A 19532-nucleotide genomic window follows, 5' to 3' on the forward strand; every position below is an offset into this window, starting at 1 on the left:
GAGTTTGAGTTTTCCCCTCCGCCCCCCGCACCCCGCCCCTCTGCCTCTTTTCAATGCCCAAATTAGGAAACAGTCACAAGCGATGCCAATGCATCGGGTATTGCCTCACAAGGAGCCTGGAATTCTCCAGTGATGACATATTCTAAACGCAGTTTTAACCAAGTAATAAATTGGGGATTAGTAGAAATAATCGCCACTGCTGGTTGAGGACACTTCGCCTTTAGCTCTTTAAATTGTGGTGCTTCCAAGAAAGCTGGTTGCTCAACCAACCAAAAATCTATTTGTTTTTCTTGTTCGTGGTAGTTACGGATGCGCTCTTTGAGAACTTCCTGTATCGGTTCTTCTTGGAGAAGAAAACGTTGACTAGCCAAAACGTAATGATATTTTTGCATTTTCATCCTTTGTAGTTACTATGTGAATAGTTTAAGGGCACAGTGACTCTGTACCCTTACAAACTAACTTTTGTGGGATTTCTTGAACCAAGAACTGAACGGACAAGCACTTTTCTGATTTTCAGCATTTGTCTGTTTGCCACCAGATGTTAGCTTTTCCAAGAACAGATTATTGTCAAAGTAGTGTTCTAAGGAAATAACCTTCAAGTCATCGGTAACTTTTGCAATGCTCATGCCGATAATTTCTACTGTCTCTCCAGTAGGTGCATGACCTTTGTATTCTCCGTTAAAATGTCCCCAATGCCGCCATTTGAATGTGACATTTGGTGGCCCTGAGAAAACTTCCAGTACTTCCCAAGGAAATCCTTGAGGAAATGTTGTGTGGAAGACTTTTGCGGATGATTCAAAGCTTTCTTCTGAAGCTTTGTAATGCTCTGAATCAGCCATGAATAAATTGTAAGTACCTTGGGCTGATAAATCTGCTGCGGTATACTCTACTCCGCCATTGGTACTCACCCGAAACTGTTCATTCACAATAGATAACCACTGTTGGGGGTTAGCTTTGAAGGATACCTCCATCTCGAAGGTTCGCACTAAGTTTTGCACGATCGCTTCTAGTGTACCTTCAAGGTGATTGTAGATACTTTCTTTCGCAAGATTCTCTTTTGAACGGGAATAATCAGGCGGTGTCTGATAGCGCCACTCGACATCAGTGCTTTCTGCTATTACCTGATCTCGATCCTGTACCCAAAGTGGCAGGTTGTTAGATTGTGTTGCGCTCATAGAAGTTTTTGCTGAAAATTTGATCCCAATTTCTAGATTTCGCAGTGACAACCCTCTGTGGGGGATTGGGGATTGGGGACTGGGGACTGGGGACTGGGGAGGCAGAGGGGCGGGGGGCAGAGGGGAAAATTCTTCTCCCTTGCTCCCTGCTCCCTATTCCCTATTCCCTATTCCCTATTTCCCCTTATAGCTTCTTTCATCTCACGGACTGCCCTTTCTATACCTACTAATGCTGCCCGACTGATGATGGTATGACCAATATTCAGTTCTTCCATGCCTGGAAGCGCAGCCACAGGAAAGACGTTCCAATAGGTGAGTCCGTGTCCAGCGTTGACTCGCAATCCAGCTTGAATCGCTTGTTCGCAACCTTTAGCTAATATGGCTAATTCTCGGTGGCGATTTGTTTCATCTTTAGCCTCAGCGTATTGTCCGGTGTGCAATTCAATAAACTGCGCCTGTACCTTGACAGATGCTTCGATTTGTGTTGGTTCGGCATCGATAAATAAACTAACTGGAATATTAGCGCTTTGCAATTTATCGACGATTTCACCTATTCTAGCAATTTTCCCGATGATATCTAATCCGCCTTCTGTTGTGACTTCTTCGCGTTTTTCGGGGACTAAAGTCACGTAATCTGGTTTGATATCGAGAGCGATCGCAAGCATTTCTTCTGTAGCGGCCATTTCTAAATTAAGATGCGATCGCACTGTTTGCCGCAATATCCGCACATCCCGATCTTGGATATGCCGCCGATCTTCGCGCAGATGTACTGTAATCCCATCTGCACCGCCTAGTTCTGCCAGCACCGCAGCTGCTACGGGATCTGGTTCTACCGTCCGCCGTGCTTGCCGGATGGTGGCAATGTGATCAATGTTAACGCCAAGTGTAGGCACCCCAAGTTTCTCCCAAATCCACAGTCCTCAGAACTTGATTTTACCGGAAATAGTGGGAGTTTTGCTTGAGTTTCTCAAAAGACCTTTTGCAAAAGTCCTAAATGCGTGGGACAAGTAGATTAGAGTTGGGTAGTATTATCTATGTTCTAAGAACAGCTAAAAAACCTGAAGTCAGAAGACTTTAAATGCTTGTTATAAAAGATGTGACTAATGCATAGCCCTTTTTCATTCCACGATTTTATTTGAGATAATCCGAGGAATAAAAAACATTGGGTATATAAGTAAAAATAAATTAGGGAGCCACCAGTTCAAGTCAAAATCCAGTCTTAACGTCCAAAAGGCAATTGCTTGCAGACCTGAGCAAAACGTCAGTATTAATGATGTTAACGCAAATTTTATCCAAACTATTTTACCTTTTTGATAAAGAAATAAGCTTAATAACCCTGTAAAAGATATTAGCAAATCTAAAGGTAAAAAGGAAAAATTCCAAGCAACTAATATAGGATTTGTATAATCCTTAAATAAATATCTGTCAGGGATTAAATGAAGTAAGGTTATGATCCAATATAAAAGAAAGCCAATATCAGTAATCAGAAAAAAAATCTTGAGCTTTTTCATGGTTGAATCATCCCTTTCAATATTATGAGTAAGGCTGCTTTCGTATGATAAATAACTTATCAAAAATAAATTTAGATTGAGAAAAAATAGTGAATGAGATGCATTACAGTATATTTTATTCAAATTTCTTGCCAAGACAACCATATTTTCAACATCAAGAGCCAATAATTTTGACATTGGATTAACCAGTGAATGACAAGAAAATTAGAAAATATCAGATGGATCGGCAGAACGTAGTTTAACTATTGCAAACGCACTAGCAATAGAACACATAAAAATTGTCGATATTAGTACTCCAGAAGCCCGATAAACATTCATTACAATAGGTAATAATGTTGCATTTTGTGCAAAATCATACAAGAAAACAGATAAAATAAAACCAGGTGTATAGCCTAAAATAGCTAAAATCAAGGCCTCTTGTAAAACGACACCTAGAAAGTAAATATCTGCATATCCCATTGCCTTCAGCGTTGCATACTCTGCTAGGTGATCGGAAACACCAGTATAAAGTATTTGATATACAATAACCGCACCGACTAGAAATCCCATCATGACACCCAGGCTAAAGATAAAACCAATGGGCGTACTGCTAGACCAATGTTCTTGCTCAAAGTCCACGAATTCTTGTTTGGTAAGTACTCTAACGTCCTGGGGTAAGTTAGCCACTAAATTTGCTTTGACCTTTTGAGTATCAGACCCCGGTTTTAGAGTAATTAAACCTATATCTATTTGTTCGGGATTGCGGTTTTTAAATTTGAATATTCGCAAGAATGTCAAGTCACTGGCAATTAAATTTCCATCAGCAGCAAAAGAGTTACCTAATTTGAATAATCCTCCCACTTTTATTTTATGACCACCCATCTCAGTAGAAACAATTTGACCTTGTTTAAGTTTTTCAGAAATTGCCATTGTGCCAAATTCAGGACGTGACGCACTGTCAAGTAAAACCACATCAGGTAGCTTAATTTTATTTATATTTTCTGGGATACCAGGTAATTTTAAAACTCGTTCGTTTGGATTAAAACCTAAAAATAAGATTGTTCGATTGTAACGAGTTTCTGGATTTTTAAATCTAATAAAATCGACATAAAAAGAATTAACAGACTCAACATTATCAAAGCCTCGCGCTTGGTACAATCGGCGTCGAGAAAAGCTTTCCATATAGGCAATTGTTTGAGACTGGGGATTAATTAAAAATAAATCGCCTTGTAGGCTCTTATGCAGCTGAGTATTGCTTTCATACAGAGCATCCTGGAAACCCAATTGCATAAACATGAGAATATCTGCAAATGCAATGCCTGCCATTGCCGCCAGAAGGCGACTTTTTTTACGAGTTAGTTGTAACCAAGCTAGAGGAATTTTAATAAACATAGTAGAATTTTATTGAGATTTGTTGAATGTCTAGTTATTCTTGATGAGAAGGTGAAATATTAATCACCGCCTCTACTTGTAAATTCGTTAAACCTGCCACTTTTTTGCTATCTACTGGATCGAGGCGGATTTTGACTTTGACTACTCTTGCATCTAAATCTGCGGTTGGGTCGGTATCAAGAATACTTTTTTTCTCAATTTGCGAGCTAATCTGAACCACAGTTCCCCGTAATTGCTCGGCAAATGCAAAACTTGTAACAGTGGCGCGTTGCCCAATTCGTACTTTAGTAATATCGGTTTCATAGATTTCTGCTACCACATACATTTGATTTGTTTGACCAAGATCGGCAATTCCCTGCTCTGTGACAATTTCTCCAGGTCGAGCATTAATTTTCAAAATTTGACTAGAAGAGGGCGATCGCACATAAGCTAAAGCCAAGTCTGCTTCAGATTTTTTTAAGGCTGCGATCGCACTTTCAACTTCAGCTTCAGCAGACAGCAAATCAGTTGGACGTATTTCAGTAATCTGGTTCAAGGTCGCTTTTGCTTCGTTAATCTGTTGTTGCAAAGTTTCCGAGGTCTGCTTCTGAGTGGCTTCAGTCTCGTTAATCTGTTGTTGCAAAGTTTCTAAAGTCTGCTTTTGAGCAGCTTTTGCCTCCTTCAACTGTTCTTTAGCAGTTTCTACCTCCAGGCGCTTGCTGTCAAATTTTGAGGCTTCAACCGCACCTTGTTGGTATAGCATCTGGTAGCGTTCAAACTCTGTCTGAGCATTACGCAACTGAGCTTCGAGACGAGAAATCTTAGCTTGTTGAACTTTCTTTTCTCCTTGCAACTGAGCTTGTAGGCGAGCAATTGTAACTTGCACAGTTGCAATTTGCCCACGCAACTGAGCTTGTAAGCGAGCAATTGTAGCTTGTCCAGCGATGATTTCTCCTACTTTCGCACCAGCTTTTACCTTGGCTAAACTAGCTTGGGCGACTTTAACTTGTTTTTTTGCCTGTTCCCTAACAGCTAGCAGGCGATCGCGGTTTTCTAAAATGGCAATAACCTGCTTAGGCTGAACTTGATCGCCTTCTTTAACAAGCAGTTGGGCTACTTTAACACCACCTTCAGCAGAAGCCGCCGCGGACAAATGAATGACTTCTCCTTGAGGTTCCAAACGTCCCAAACCAGCAATAGTAGTGACAGCCGACGAAGCCCTCACAGGTGTCTGTGTTAAGGAGCTACGGCTCTGAAAATTGAGTTGGTAATTTTGCAGAATGTACACAGAGATGCCAATTGGGGCTAAACCTGCAATAATTGATAAACTAATAACCCAGCATTTATTAGGTTTTGATAATAACTGGTTTGCCATTTTTATTTTCTGTATTTGTCTACCTTCTATTGGTTTTTCAGGATTCAGGGAGCGGTAATTTCAGAGAATTAGATTGTTTAATATTTTGGCGTATATGAATATTACCTTGCTGTTACGACTACTTTTGATACTTTTCCCAAAAGAAATGAGTATTTTTGGATCACATAAGATTATCATTAAAACTATTTAAAAAATTTCTCAGTTCCTTATTCTGTTGTTTGTTAATTTTGATGCTGAAACTCGGCGTGTATTTAAGAATGGCCGCTCGCAATAAAAAAAGAAGACGTATGCTGCACCAAGAATCATCGGTGTGCCTACAAGCAGAAGTAAAACAAACTCAAAGACTTTTCCGAGATGTAATGGATGCAGAACATACTGCCAGACAATTTGTAGTAGAGGTGCATGAATGAGATACAAGCTGTACGAGAATGTACCAATAAAGACAAGTAGACTTGAACCTAGAAAATTACGAACTTTGTTTGCTCCAGGACGTGAGGCAGCTACAAGCAAAAACAACGTACCTAATGCAGTCATAGTATCTAAAAAGGCAAAACGCTCTTCTGCTATATCGAATCCCCAGAGATAGCAGAACAAGATAATTGTCAGAATTAAACCAGCTATAACGAAGTGCCAGGGAAAATGCTTACGCATCAATGCCCAAAGCCGATCTTGGGAAAAGACGATGGTTGCACCAAGCATTCCCAATACAAAATAGAAACACAAACCTAAAAATTGTGGGGGTATTTCTTTTACCTGCGCGATTTCCAGCAGAATAATAGTAATGTAAGTAAATAAGCCGATTCCAAGTGTGGTCTTAATGCTGCCAAAGCGCTGCCAGCTGAGTACGAGAAGGGGAAAGCAAAGATATAGGTGTGATTCAAGGGCGATAGACCAGAAAACATAGTTAATTTGGGTCGTGTTAACAAAATCTTGGAACATTGAGATATGTGCAATCAATCCACTCAGCGTCACTGGTACGCTTATATCCCACTGTGTTCCCGTCTTCAAACCAATAAAAAGCCAGATGAGGAATAGTGAAAACAATAGAGCACAGTAGTAGGGAGGCAGAATACGCCGAGCTCGCCTTTTGAAAAATTCCAGTGTCCCACCACGCAAAATACCATTATTTTGAATAACAGGTAGCATCAGGCAAAAGCCTGATAAAACGATGAATACAACTACAGCAAAGTGTCCGTAATAAAGCCAGCTAGTGAGGAGCAGTATCAATCCAGTAGGTCGATGACCATACCCAAATGGGGGAGATACAGCTGGCCATATTTGATACCATGTATGACTGAATAGTACAAACAGAGCGGCGATCGCACGCAAGCCGTCCAGAAAGTTAATATGTTTCACTATAGAAGTTAATATGTTTCACTATAGAACTAGATGCGTTGACTCTGGCTAATTAAGTGCATTGTTAATCATAAAAAGCATCAGTTATTTCTTACTAATGATTAATGACTTCCACCACTGATATTTAAACCAATTACTCCCATAATCACCAGTCCAATTGATATTATCTTCAATGTATTGGCTGGCTCTTTAAACCACAAAATGCCTATAATTGCTATCAAAACTGTCCCCAGACCAGACCAGATTGCATAAGCAACGCTAACATCAATCTTTTTAATGGCAAACGTCAAAGAAGTAAGACTTATACCATAAAATATTACCATTGCAATTGAAGGCAATAATTGAGTGAAGCCTACTGATAATTTCATGCAAGTAGTGCCTGTAACCTCTGACATTATTGCCAATAATAAAAAAAGCCAGCTCATTTTATATCTATTACCTGTAAATTTATTTACAATCAGTCAAATAGGGCAAAGTATTGTTAATAGCTACTCGCTCATTAGAACAAGTAGCTATTAGTAATTGATAACAATTATTGCCTGGTGGCAACAAGAGCAGAGAACTCATGTATCACCGGAACCTCTTGTCCCTTGGCAAAACTCTCATCTGCATAACGGACAAAATTTTGCATAACTTGAGGTAGTAAATTCTTGTCCAATGCATCTAAAAAGCCCGCAGAAGCACCTGATTTAATCATATATTCAGCTACTGCATTACCGTCTTTACAAGGAACAGAGACTTCTCCATCCCAGGCTTCTTGGACTTTAAAGCTACTTTTACAAAAAGTTTTTACCAAATAATTCTTGTCTTTTGGCAGATGAATAACCATATTTTTGATCATGGCATTCGGGTAATCCAACAGAACTTTTGTAAATAGATCAGAAATAGCTTTTAGTGAACAAGCCCTATTTTCAATCAACCCAATAAAGCCTCCTGGTTTTACTACTCTTTCTATTTCCTGGAGGAACTTTCCGTGTTCCATATAGCAAATTCCCCAACCACAAACAATGCCATCTATGGAATTATCTGAAAGTCCCGACAGAAAAGAGAGAGCGTCAGATTGCACAAAATTAATATTTGAAATACCTTGGGATGTAGCATTCTCTTGATTGCATTGAAGCATACCAGGAGAGAGGTCTACTGCAACCACTTTTCCATGTTTTCCAACTTTCTCAGCTAACCGATGAGTAAAGAAGCCTGTCCCACAAGCTAAATCCAAGATATGTTGACCTGACTTAATTGGGAGTTTTTCCAACATTCCTAATGCCCCTTGACCAAGATATTTTGAGTAATAGGCATCGTAGGATGCAGCGGCTGCATTGTAGTCAGCCGTTGGGTCTGAGTTAATATTACTCAGCTTGAGTATGGCTGTTCTATAAATCAGTTGTGGCAATTTTAATGCTGACTTCATTGATTCACCTCAAAAATTAATGACTAATGTATAGATACGTGTCCCTACTGACTAATAGCTAGTTAGTCAATGAATGAACTGACTTTCGTAAATTGAGAAGCTTGAATTTTCGCTAACTCTTCCGCAGTTGTACTCACAGTGAAGCGGATTTGATCTTCATTATGAGTAGAAGCTATGAAGAAGCGCAGGCGGGCTGCTTTATCTGGAACAGCTGGATAAATTATCGGTCGGACATTAATGCCACGCTTGAAGAGCGCTTGCGACAGTTGTATGCAGTGTAAGGAATTGCCAACAATGACTGGCACGACAGGGGTGTTCTGGCTCATGCCTGTATCTAGCCCTTGTTTGCGAGAAAGTTCTAGGAAGAGCTTTGAGCGCTCATACAGATGTGTGACTCGCTCTGGCTCTGTCTTGAGAATCTGGATAGCTGCCAGCGCTGCTGCTGCATTTGATGGTGAAATACCGACACTATAGACAAAGCCTGGGGCAGTGTATTTAAGATATTCGACCAAAGCTTTGCAGCCTGCTATGTAGCCGCCACAGCTAGCAAACGACTTGCTAAGAGTACCCATCCACAGGTCTACATCAGTGGGATCGATTCCAAAATGCTCCCCGATACCGCGACCGTACTTTCCTAGTACACCTATGGAGTGGGCTTCATCCACCATTAAGAACACCTTATGGCGTTTCTTAACCTCAATGAATTTCGGCAGGTTGGGAATGTCGCCGTCCATGCTGTAGACCCCTTCGATGACGATAAGCACCCGTTTGTAGCGGTGACGCTGATTGCTAAGTATTTCGTCAAGCGCCTGCCAATCATTGTGCGCGAAAGAAAGTCGCTTTGCTCCAGACAACTTACAGCCCTCTAATGCACTGTTATGAATGAATGCGTCATGCAGGATTAGGTCGTCTTGCCCAACTAAATGACCAATGGTCGTTACGTTAGTTGCATGACCTCCTATATAAACAATGCAGTCCTCCGTTCCAATAAAGTCAGAAAGTTCTCTTTCTAACTCCCGGTGCAACGGTCTTTCTCCTGACGCAATGCGACTTGCTGATACAGATGTACCAAATCGGTCAATAGCTTCCTTCGCAGCCTGAGACACTACTGGGTCGCCGGACATCCCTAAATAGTTGTAGCTAGAGTAATTGATAAGTTGCCGATCGCCAATGATTGTCGTGTCATTGTTTAACCCTTCATGCATTGTGAAATATGGGTTGACGGCACCACTAACTTCCATATCCTGCATTTGCTGTCGCAGTTTTAGGTACTCCGGGTACAGGTGAAAGTTATAATATTCATGTGGAATATCGTCAGCATTCTTCCCTAACAAATCGCAAAATAAAGCTTTCAGACTCGGAGTATTGCAGCTTTGTTGATTGCTAACTTTTTGACTAAGTAGCTGCTTTAGAAGTACACGCTTTTCCTCGTTTGAGAAAGCAGATATATTTTTATTGATATAACTCATTGGTGACTTCCTTGATGCAAGAATTTGTTGAGTAATAAATCGACTTCCTGATCTGAAAGTTGATCAACTTTGGTGATAATATCTTCCGTTTGCATGGATTCTAAATGTTGGGCAAGCTCTTCAATCGTTGGGTGTTCGTACAATAGAGTAGGAGAAATTCTGCACCCAAGCCAATTCTCTAGCTGGTAGGAAATATCCATTACTGCTACGGAATCCAAACCGTAATTGTCTAAGGGCTTGCGAATATCGATGTTATGGACATCTATCTCATGAGAATTAACTTTCAGATACTCAGCAATTTTAGAAACTAACCAATCTTGAATAGCTTGGGCTTTCTGAAACATCTTTTGGCAACTCGCTTGCTCATTAGCATTATTTCTACCTGATAAAGATGATTGCGATTTGTGAGTTTGGAGTTGTTGCTCTAAAATTTCTACTTCTTCTTGCAGATCGCGGAAGTTTGCTTTCATTCGAGGGTTCGCGATCCAGTCCGACACTACATCTAAGCTGTTATTGAGAAAACCTGTTCGGCAAGCATAACGCTGAATCTTCCCACTAGAGGTTTTCGGTATACTCCCTGTCTTAAGTAGCAAGATGGCATAAACTTGGATTTCGTGCTGTTGCGCCACTGTTTGGCAGATTGCCGTGACAATTTCATTGATATTTAGATTTCGCAGATAACTACGTTCTACCTCTTGTGCAATCACCAGTTGCTCAATACCATCCATATCGACTGAAAATGCTGCTCCATGTCCTAGTCGCAGTGCTGGATGGCTCTGTTCCACAGTCAGTTCAATATCTTGGGGATAGTGATTGCGACCTCTGATAATGATTAAGTCTTTGATCCGACCTGTGATGAACAACTCTCCATCCTGCAAAAATCCCAGGTCTCCTGTACGCAGAAATGGTCCCTCTCCACTATCTGCCAGGTAGGCTTTGAAAGTATACTCTGTTTCTTCAGGACGGTTCCAATACCCTTGAGCTACGCTGCCACCTGACACCAAAATCTCACCTACTTCATCAGGTAAACAACGGGTCAAAGTCTCAGGATGGGCAATAACAATCCGTTGATCCAACCTAGTTTGTCCACAGCCAACTAGTGTACGGGTTCCATTCTTTTCTCTAAAAGCTGGAACAACCTGATTTTGTTCCAGAGCATCTCCCTGGATGATTTTGATTGCTGGTTGAGTTGCCTTGAACCCACCAGAAACAATCAGGGTGGTTTCTGCCATTCCGTAGCATGGGTAGAAAGCGCTTCTTCGGAAACCACAGGGTTCAAAAGCCGCAGCGAACCTCTCTAATGTCTCGGCACGAATGGGTTCGGCTCCGTTGAAGGCGACTTCCCAGCTACTCAGGTCTAAAGTCATCCGTTGTTCGTCGGTGATCCTGCGAACGCATAGGTCGTAAGCAAAATTAGGACCGCCGCTAGTGGTAGCTTTGTAGCGGGAAATTGCATTAAGCCACCTAACTGGACTTTGCAAAAAGTCAACTGGTGAGATGAGTGTCATTGGCGCACCGATATAGAGGGGCTGTAGTACACCTCCAATCAGTCCCATATCATGGTATACGGGCAACCAGCTCACACCCATACTGTTAGGTGTATCTTGAAAACACTCATAGATTAGAGCCGAGTTGTGTAGCAAGTTTCCGTGGTTCAGCATCACTCCTTTAGGAGTGCCTGTAGAGCCAGAAGTGTACTGAAGTAATGCCAGAGTATTGCTATCTAGTAATGGTTTTTGCCATTCTTGTGCTAAACCAGTGTTGATGTTGTTGGTTGCTAGCAAGCGCAGAGCCTGTAGATTCGGAGACTCAGCGAATCGTCGCTCTACATTGGACAAGACAGTTGTAGTGGTGAGCGCGATAGTCGCTTCTGCATCTGCGACGATCGCTTGTAGACGGGATAGAGACTGGTTAGAACGCGGTGGATAGGCAGGAACAGCTACGACTCCAGCATATAAACAACCAAAAAATGCTTCAATAAACTCCAAACCTGGTGGGTAGAACAGCAATGCACGAGAATTGAATGCACCTATGGATTGCAACTGAGTGGCGATCGCCCGCGAGACTAGATCCAACTCTGCATAAGTTATGCTAACTTCGTCATTTTCTCCGTTCACCAGAAAGGTGTAAGCGATCTTATTAGGCTCATGAACTGCTCGATAACGCAGTATGTCAACTAAATTGGAAAAATTAAGTTGCACTTTTGCTGAATTATTGAATCCAACAATCATCTCTTCTCTTGCTCCTTTTAATCAGAATTCAAAAATTAGGCTAGATATCAATTTTTGATAGAAACAACAGCCATCTCGCTTATTTCGATAACCTTGACTTAATTGACTTAACAGCGAAGTTATAATGAATTATGCATCTGTCTTGCAAAATTTTTGTGAGTAAGAGATTAGTGACAATTTAAGATGGGGTTAACTGTGAACTGACATCTCTTGTAAAGTCTTTCTAGCAAGCATATCAAAGACTCCGCATTGAAAAGTTTTGAGTATTGTTAATCAAACATTACTCTTCACTTCTGTGTCATCCAAATTGAAAAAAATAATTACTAGTAAGTACCTGAAAGTATTGCTCTGTTTAGCTTCAATAAGCTTAACCAAAACATAAAGCTCTGATTTAGCAGACTTCTACCAGCTAATCTAGACCAATATATAATGCACCTAGCCTTTACACAGTAAAGTTTATGCCTATTCTAATTAGTTTTTATTTTCACAGATTATTTTGATATTTGTGAACTAATAAACTATATACAATAGTCTCATTAAAAAGTCTAGTATTTTACTGAATTATGATCTCGTCTTTATATTCCAAAAAAGAAAAATATAACGCTAGTCTCATCAGAAAAATCTAGTGTTTAACTAAATCATAACCTTGTCTTTATATACTGAAAAAGAAAAATATAACGCTTATTTTATAAGCCTATGACACGATCTAATAATTTAGCAATATCGCGTTTTCAAGAAACATATTTAGTGAGGTGAGAAATAGGAACAAGTTCCAAATCAAGAGTCTGAGCTTTTTGTCGGGAGTTTTTGAGAATTAGTTTCTGGTATTTTTGCTAGTAAGCTAATCAGCATTAAAGTTGCATAATCAGGGCGGGCAAGATGCCTACCCCACAAGATATTGAGAAAATTTTAATATGCAAATTAGCTGTGTTTTAGCTTAGTCCATGCCAGAATTCAGAATATTCTCAGCCGTTGTCCAGATTCAGTAGAACAAACGAGCTAGTTTGTGTGCAGTAGCAGTGATGACTTTGAGTACGCCCAAGCGAGAACGTAAGCAACGATAAAATGCACCTAGAGCAGAACGATTGTGATTCAGAGAAAAAGCCACCATACGAAAAGCATTGGCAGCTCGATTCACAACAGTACAAAAAATTTGAGAGCTTTTGACCTTACCGCCAGTCACGTTTTGACCGTAAATCAAAAGCAGGTTCATTGCCTTGGGGTTTATGGCGGGGGTATTTTGGTTGCGGAAGTGGAGATTCATTCAAATTAACTTTGTTGCTAAATTGAGCCAAGCACTCCTGTATTTGGCGATCGCAAACTGTTATCTGAGTTTGATAAACATCGTTGCACGTTCGTCCTCAAGGTCGTGGCTTCTGGGAAAGAGATATTATGCTTATCAGCTTGATAATAGCTTTATCTGGGTTCCACTCGAATTTTATGCAAAAAATTTCGTTGCCAATGCAACCAGCGATTTCAGATGTTACCAATTTTACCGGAAAAATCTGATGTCTACGAGGGGCTACGCCTACGCCCAAAAAAAACTGAGTTAGAAAAAGCTGGTTTTTGGGCAGACTACTTTAAATAAATAGCTGATTTCACAAGAGTTGATCGAGTTATGAATAAAGCAGTTGAGCCGATGGACAAGCTTTTTAACTATCGAATTAGTGAGCAACTTTATGCAGGCTCTAGAACCTTGGTTTACCGTGGAATTCGAGAGGCCGATCAACTTCCGGTTGTGATCAAACTGTTTCAGCAGGAGTATCCCACCTTCAACGAACTGCTGCTATTCCGTAATCAGTACACGATCGCTAAAAATATTGATCTACCTGGCATTGTTCGTCCCTACAGTCTGGAACCTTACCGCAACAGCTATGCTTTGGTGATGGAGGATTTTGGCGGCATTTCCCTTAGAGATTGGATGAACAGGGAAATGGGGGACAACCAATATACTTTGACAGAGTTCTTGGATGTTGCGATCGCTCTGAGCAATATTCTTGACGGACTCTATCACCATCGGATTATCCACAAAGACATTAAGCCTGCCAACATCCTGATTAACCCAGAAACCAAGCAAGTCAAGTTAATTGACTTTAGCATTGCTTCTCTTTTACCTAGAGAAACTCAGGAAATTTACAGTCCTAATGTCTTAGAAGGTACTCTCGCCTACCTTTCCCCAGAACAAACTGGGCGGATGAATCGCGGAATTGATTATCGCAGTGATTATTACTCTCTTGGTGTTACTTTCTTTGAACTACTTGCTGGACACTTACCCTTTCAGTCTCACGATCCGATGGAGTTGGTTCACTGTCATATCGCCAAGCAACCGGATCAATTAGGAGGCAGGGGGCAGGAGGCAGGGGGCGGGGTGCAGGGGGCAGAGAGCGGGGGGGAAGAGGAAATTCCGCAGGTTCTTTGTGACATTGTGATGAAATTGATGGCGAAAAATGCTGAAGACCGCTATCAGAGTGCGTTAGGGCTAAAGTACGATTTAGAACAATGCTTAGAGCAACTGAAGAACAAGGGTAGAATTGAGAGTTTCCCAATTGCCCAAAGGGATATTTGCGATCGCTTCATCATCCCAGAAAAACTCTACGGTCGCCAAGCCGAAGTTCAAAGTTTATTAGATGCTTTCGAGAGAGTCAGTCAGGGAAGCAGTGAAATTATTTTGATAGCAGGCTTCTCTGGGATTGGCAAAACTGCTGTGGTTAACGAAGTCCACAAGCCTATTGTGCGGCAACGAGGTTATTTCATTAAAGGTAAATTTGACCAGTTCCAGCGCAACATTCCCTTCTCTGCCTTTGTGCAAGCCTTCCGAGACTTAATTGGGCAACTGCTGAGTGAAACTGACGCTCAATTTGAGCAATGGAAATCTAAAATTCTTTCTGCTTTGGGTGAGAACGGACAAGTGATGATTGAGGTGATTCCTGAACTGCAAAGTCTGATTGGGAAACAGCCCCCTGCACCGGAACTTTCTGGGAGTGCGGCACAAAATCGCTTCAATTTGCTGTTCTTGAAATTCACTCAAGTCTTCACGGCATCAGAGCATCCATTGGTGATTTTTATTGATGACTTGCAATGGGTAGATGCTGCTTCTTTAAAGTTAATGCACTTGTTAATGAGTGAAGCTGACATTGGCTATTTACTTTTAATTGGTGCTTATCGAGATAACGAAGTTAACCCAGTACATCCGCTAATGCTGACTTTGGAAGAGATTCAGAAGTTAGATGCTACAGTTAATACGATTACTTTAGCTCCCCTGGAGCAGATTTCTATCAATCATTTGGTTGCAGATACATTGAGTTGCTCCCTAGCGTTAGCTGCACCATTAACAGAGTTAGTATTGAGTAAAACCAAAGGCAATCCTTTTTTCAGTACCCAGTTTCTCAAAGCGCTACATCAAGATCAACTAATTACATTTAACCCCCCTCAGTCCCCCCTTACCAAGGGGGGAAGTCAAGGGGGGTGGGAATGTGATATTGCTCAGGTGCGATCGCTTGCTCTGACAGATGATGTAGTAGAGTTCATGGCAATCCAACTTCAGAAGTTATCAAGAGAAACTCAAGAAGTTTTGAAATTAGCAGCTTGTGTGGGAAACAAATTTGATTTAGCAGCATTAGCGATCGTCTATGAAAAATCCCAGCTAGAGACAGCCGCAGACTTTTGGAAGGCTGTGCAAGATGGGTTGATTATTCCTACCAATGAAGTTTACAAGTTTTATCAAGATAATTCCGAATTCAGGATTCGGAATTCGGAATTTCAGCAACATAGTTTTGCTGATTCCTGCTCTTACAAATTTCTCCACGATCGTGTTCAGCAAGCTGCCTATTCTTTAATTCCTGAATCACAAAGAAAAGCTACTCATCTAAAAATTGGCCAATTACTTTTAAGCAATACACCAATTGAAGACATTGAAGCCAATATTTTTGATATTCTTAATCAGTTAAATGAGGGAATTGATATAATTGATGAACAATCCCAAAAATATGAACTGGCTCAACTGAATCTAATTGCTGGGAAAAAAGCCAAAGCTTCTACTGCTTATCGAGCAGCCGTGAAATACTTTACATTAGGCAGAGAACTGCTAATAGAGGAAAGTTGGCTAACTAATTATCAACTAACGTTTGAATTATATCGAGAATCTGCGGAATGTGAATATCTAACTGGCAACTTTAATCAAGCTGAGACATTATTCAATCTTGCTTTGAATCATAGCCAAGATAAGTTTGAAAAAGCAGATATTTATGGAATTCAGATGTACCTGAAAATGACTCAGGGCGAAAATATCGAAGCTGGCTTTAAAGCTGGGCTGAAAGGTTTGAGCATCATGGGAATGCCTTTGCCTGTTACTTCTGAAGAACAGCAAGCTGCCATCGAAACTGAACTTCAAGAATTAAAGGCTAAACTTCAAACAGTTAAGATAGCAGATTTATTCGATTTACCTGAGATGACAGATCCAGAGAAGAAGGTCTGCATGGGTCTTTTAGCTGATGTTTGGGCAGCCGCTTATATGGGAGGAGATCAACATCTCAGTTGCTTGGCTCCTTTATTAATGATCGGTTTATCGTTGAAATATGGGAATGCAGAAAGCTCTGGTTTTGCTTACTGTCTGTATGGAATGAATCTGGCAAATCAAGGAAACTATCAAACTGCTTATGAGTTCGGTACATTAGCACTAAAACTCGATCGTCACTTCAATAGTACCCAATTTATTTTTAAGACTAATAATATCTTTGCACACACGATTAATCCTTATAATCAGCACATCAAAACAAATTTGCCACTTTCACAGCAATCATTTCAAGTATGTCAAGAAACTGGAAATTTGGTGTTTGGTGTCTGGGCAGTTTCGTTTCTGATTTGGGCAATGTTAATTAAGGGCGATCGCCTCTCAGATGTCTACGCGGAAACTGAAAAATATCTCAGCTATGTGCAGCAGGTAAATGATACAAATATGCTGTATGCCTTTACTTTACAGCGGCAGTTTCTACTAAGTTTGCAAGATATATCTGAAAGTACCGATTTATTAGACGATTACAATAGCGAAGATACTCCCTACATAGAAGTTTGGAGGCAGAAGAATAACTTTGAGCATGGAATTAATTGGTACTGCTTTCTCAAAATTCAATTGTCGTACCTTTATGGTCGCTATGAAGATGCTGTGAAAGCGGCAAAAGAAGCTGATAAAACTCTTGCTGCCAATTCTGGCTTTTTTCCAATTATTCAGTATCATTTTTATTATCCCCTCAGCTTGGTAGCTCTCTATCCCAATGCAACATTAGAGAAGAAAAAACAGTATTGGGATATTATTCGAGAGCATCAACAAACCCAGAAAAACTGGGCGAATAATTGCCCAAAAAACTTTCTACATCGATATCTATTGTTATCTGCGGAAATAGCGAGAATTTCTGGCAAGTATATGGATGCAATTGAATCATACGATCGCGCCATTGCCAAAGCCAAAGAAAACGAATACCTCAACGAAGAAGCTCTCGCCAACGAACTCGCAGCCAAGTTTTATTTAGAATGGGGCAAAGAACGCATTGCCCAAGAGTATTTGATTAATGCTTACTATTGTTACACTCGCTGGGGCGCTAAAACTAAAGTTGATGAACTAGAAGAGCGTTATCCACAATTGCTAGCTCCCATCTTACAACAGACGCGTTTACGAAGCGACTCTGAAAGAGTATCGCCATTCACGCCCAATGAGACGATCACAAATGTTAACAGCATTACTACCTTGCACCCAAGCTTTAATAAATCAGTAACTTCTAGCAGTAGTGCATCAGTAATGCTAGATTTGACAACAGTTCTCAAAGCCTCTCAGACTCTTTCTAGTGAAATTGAACTAGATAAATTACTGACGAAGCTGTTGCAAGTGGTAATTGAAAATGCCGGAGCAGATAAGTGTGCATTACTACTTGTTAAAGAAGATAGATTGTTAATAGAGGCCACTGCCAAAGTTGGGGAACAATCAACTGTTCTACAGTCCATTTTTGTAGAAGATAGCGCAGACGTTCCCCATAGCCTAATTTACACCGTCAAACGCAGCCTACAACCTACCGTCATCATTAATGCAACAGTATATCCGGCGCTAATAGCTGACCCCTACATCATTCGTCAGCAACCCAAAAGCTTGCTGTGTACACCGATTCTGCATCAAGGCAAACTGTTGGGGATTTTGTATTTAGAAAACAATCTTACTACAGGGGCATTTACGAGCGATCGCGTTGAAATTCTCAATCTGTTATGTACTCAAGCTGCAATCTCCTTAGAAAACGCCCGACTTTATCAACAAGCACAAGATACTCTCGAAAATCTTGGACAGACTGAACAATGCTTGCGGTTAATTATTGACAATATTCCCCAATCTGTTTTCTGGAAAGACTGCAATAGTGTTTATTTAGGATGTAACCAGAACTTTGCTGAAATTTCAGGTGTAGGAGTGCCAGAAAATGTTATTGGTAAAACAGACTACGACCTTCCCTGGATTCGGGAAAAATCAGATTATTATGTAGGGCGCGATCGCCGCATTCTGGAATCTGGACAAGCTGAACTCAACATTATTGAAACTATCCAGAAAGTAAACGGAAAACAAACATGGTCTAATACAAATAAAATTCCCCTACGAGATCGAGAAGGAAACATTTTTGGCATTCTTGGCACATCTGAAGACATCACCGAACGCCAAGAAGCACAACAATTACTGCAAGAACAAAAGCAACAATTAGAACAAGCTTTACAAGAACTCCAAACAATGCAATTGCAATTGGTGCAAGGTGAAAAAATGTCTGCCCTTGGTAATTTGGTAGCAGGTGTTGCCCATGAAATCAACAATCCTGTGGGCTTCATTGCAGGCAACTTAGAACCAGCCAAAGATTATGTCAAAGATTTGTTTGGACTAATTAACCTTTATCAAGAGAAGTTTCCTAATCCTGGTTCAGATATTCAAGATGAAATTGATGCTATCGATTTGAATTATTTACGCGAAGATTTACCTAAATTGCTAGACTCGATGAAATTGGGTGTTAGCCGTATCCGCAGTATTAGTACTAGTTTGCGAACCTTCTCCCGCGCCGATAAGGATTATAAAGTTCCCTTTGATATTCACGAAGGCATTGACAGCACTATTCTGATTCTCAGACACCGTTTAAAATCTAACGAAAACCGTCCGGCAATTGAGGTGGTTAGGAATTATGGCAAACTCCCCCTCGTAGAATGCTTTGCTGGACAACTGAATCAGGTGTTTATGAACTTGTTAGCAAATGCCATTGATGCACTTGAACAATACAATTCAGAGCATAGTTTAGAAGCTATTCTTGCTAACCCCAATTGCATCACTATTGAAACTAGTTTAGCAGACTCCGCTCAGTACATTTTGATTAAGATTGCTGATAATGGGGTAGGAATGTCACCAGAGGTTAAACAAAAAGTATTTGACCATTTATTCACCACTAAACCTGTAGGAAAAGGCACTGGATTAGGATTAGCGATCGCTCGTCAAATTGTGGTGGAAGGACATGGCGGTTCACTCTCCTGCACTTCCGAACTTGGAAAGGGTACAGAGTTTGTTATTCAAATCTCTACTCAACAACAATAATGAGTGCTGAGTGTTGAGTGTTGAGTTTTGTTAGCGGTAGTGGGGCGTTGAGCC

General features: G+C 40.7%; 13 protein-coding genes. 1 reads left to right on the top strand and 12 read right to left on the bottom strand.

Annotation, left to right across the window (positions count from 1 at the left end; genetic code table 11):
• Window positions 1-62: 62 nt before the first annotated feature.
• The 12 genes from V7L07_RS26825 to V7L07_RS26880 all read right to left on the bottom strand — a co-directional run bounded on the left by V7L07_RS26825 (window position 63) and on the right by V7L07_RS26880 (window position 13142).
• The gene (locus V7L07_RS26825) at window positions 63-392 is read right to left on the bottom strand and encodes an MgPME-cyclase complex family protein (RefSeq protein ID WP_335061957.1); all 330 of its coding nucleotides are present in this window, start codon (window positions 390-392) and stop codon (window positions 63-65) included.
• A 63-nt stretch (window positions 393-455) separates the two neighbouring features.
• Window positions 456-1175, bottom strand: coding sequence for a SnoaL-like polyketide cyclase (locus V7L07_RS26830; protein ID WP_335061959.1), 720 nt, complete (start codon window positions 1173-1175; stop codon window positions 456-458).
• Window positions 1176-1342: 167 nt separating this feature from the next.
• Entirely contained in the window at window positions 1343-2068 is a 726-nt protein-coding gene (locus V7L07_RS26835) for a pyridoxine 5'-phosphate synthase (RefSeq protein ID WP_335061960.1), read from the bottom strand.
• 225 nt (window positions 2069-2293) lie between these two features.
• Window positions 2294-2863: a YvaD family protein gene (locus V7L07_RS26840; protein WP_335061962.1), complete on the bottom strand. Its 570-nt coding sequence runs from the start codon at window positions 2861-2863 to the stop codon at window positions 2294-2296.
• A 27-nt stretch (window positions 2864-2890) separates the two neighbouring features.
• Window positions 2891-4057 (bottom strand): ABC transporter permease DevC, encoded by a 1167-nt coding sequence (gene devC / locus V7L07_RS26845; protein WP_335061964.1) that lies wholly within the window; start codon window positions 4055-4057, stop codon window positions 2891-2893.
• 34 nt (window positions 4058-4091) lie between these two features.
• Complete coding sequence (locus V7L07_RS26850) at window positions 4092-5411, bottom strand: ABC exporter membrane fusion protein (RefSeq protein WP_179065521.1); 1320 nt, start codon at window positions 5409-5411, stop codon at window positions 4092-4094.
• 198 nt (window positions 5412-5609) lie between these two features.
• Window positions 5610-6767, bottom strand: a complete 1158-nt coding sequence (locus V7L07_RS26855) for an acyltransferase family protein (RefSeq protein WP_335061966.1) — start codon at window positions 6765-6767, stop codon at window positions 5610-5612.
• A 101-nt stretch (window positions 6768-6868) separates the two neighbouring features.
• A complete protein-coding gene (locus V7L07_RS26860; protein WP_335061968.1) occupies window positions 6869-7192 on the bottom strand; it encodes a DMT family transporter in 324 nt (107 codons plus the stop codon).
• 107 nt (window positions 7193-7299) lie between these two features.
• On the bottom strand, window positions 7300-8178 hold the full coding sequence (locus V7L07_RS26865; protein ID WP_335061969.1) for a class I SAM-dependent methyltransferase: 879 nt from the start codon (window positions 8176-8178) through the stop codon (window positions 7300-7302).
• 62 nt (window positions 8179-8240) lie between these two features.
• Window positions 8241-9647 (bottom strand): aminotransferase class I/II-fold pyridoxal phosphate-dependent enzyme, encoded by a 1407-nt coding sequence (locus V7L07_RS26870; RefSeq protein WP_335061970.1) that lies wholly within the window; start codon window positions 9645-9647, stop codon window positions 8241-8243.
• Window positions 9644-11878 (bottom strand): AMP-binding protein, encoded by a 2235-nt coding sequence (locus V7L07_RS26875; RefSeq protein WP_335061971.1) that lies wholly within the window; start codon window positions 11876-11878, stop codon window positions 9644-9646. Before V7L07_RS26875 ends, V7L07_RS26870 begins: the two co-directional genes overlap by 4 nt.
• 982 nt (window positions 11879-12860) lie before the next feature.
• On the bottom strand, window positions 12861-13142 hold the full coding sequence (locus tag V7L07_RS26880; protein ID WP_335061972.1) for a hypothetical protein: 282 nt from the start codon (window positions 13140-13142) through the stop codon (window positions 12861-12863).
• Window positions 13143-13496: 354 nt separating this feature from the next.
• Here V7L07_RS26880 and V7L07_RS26885 point away from each other — a divergent pair, with 354 nt between their 5' ends.
• The gene (locus tag V7L07_RS26885; protein ID WP_335061974.1) at window positions 13497-19478 is read left to right on the top strand and encodes a trifunctional serine/threonine-protein kinase/ATP-binding protein/sensor histidine kinase; all 5982 of its coding nucleotides are present in this window, start codon (window positions 13497-13499) and stop codon (window positions 19476-19478) included.
• Window positions 19479-19532: the final 54 nt, after the last annotated feature.

The sequence above is a fragment of the Nostoc sp. genome, from assembly GCF_036916985.1.
Lineage (GTDB): Bacteria > Cyanobacteriota > Cyanobacteriia > Cyanobacteriales > Nostocaceae > Nostoc.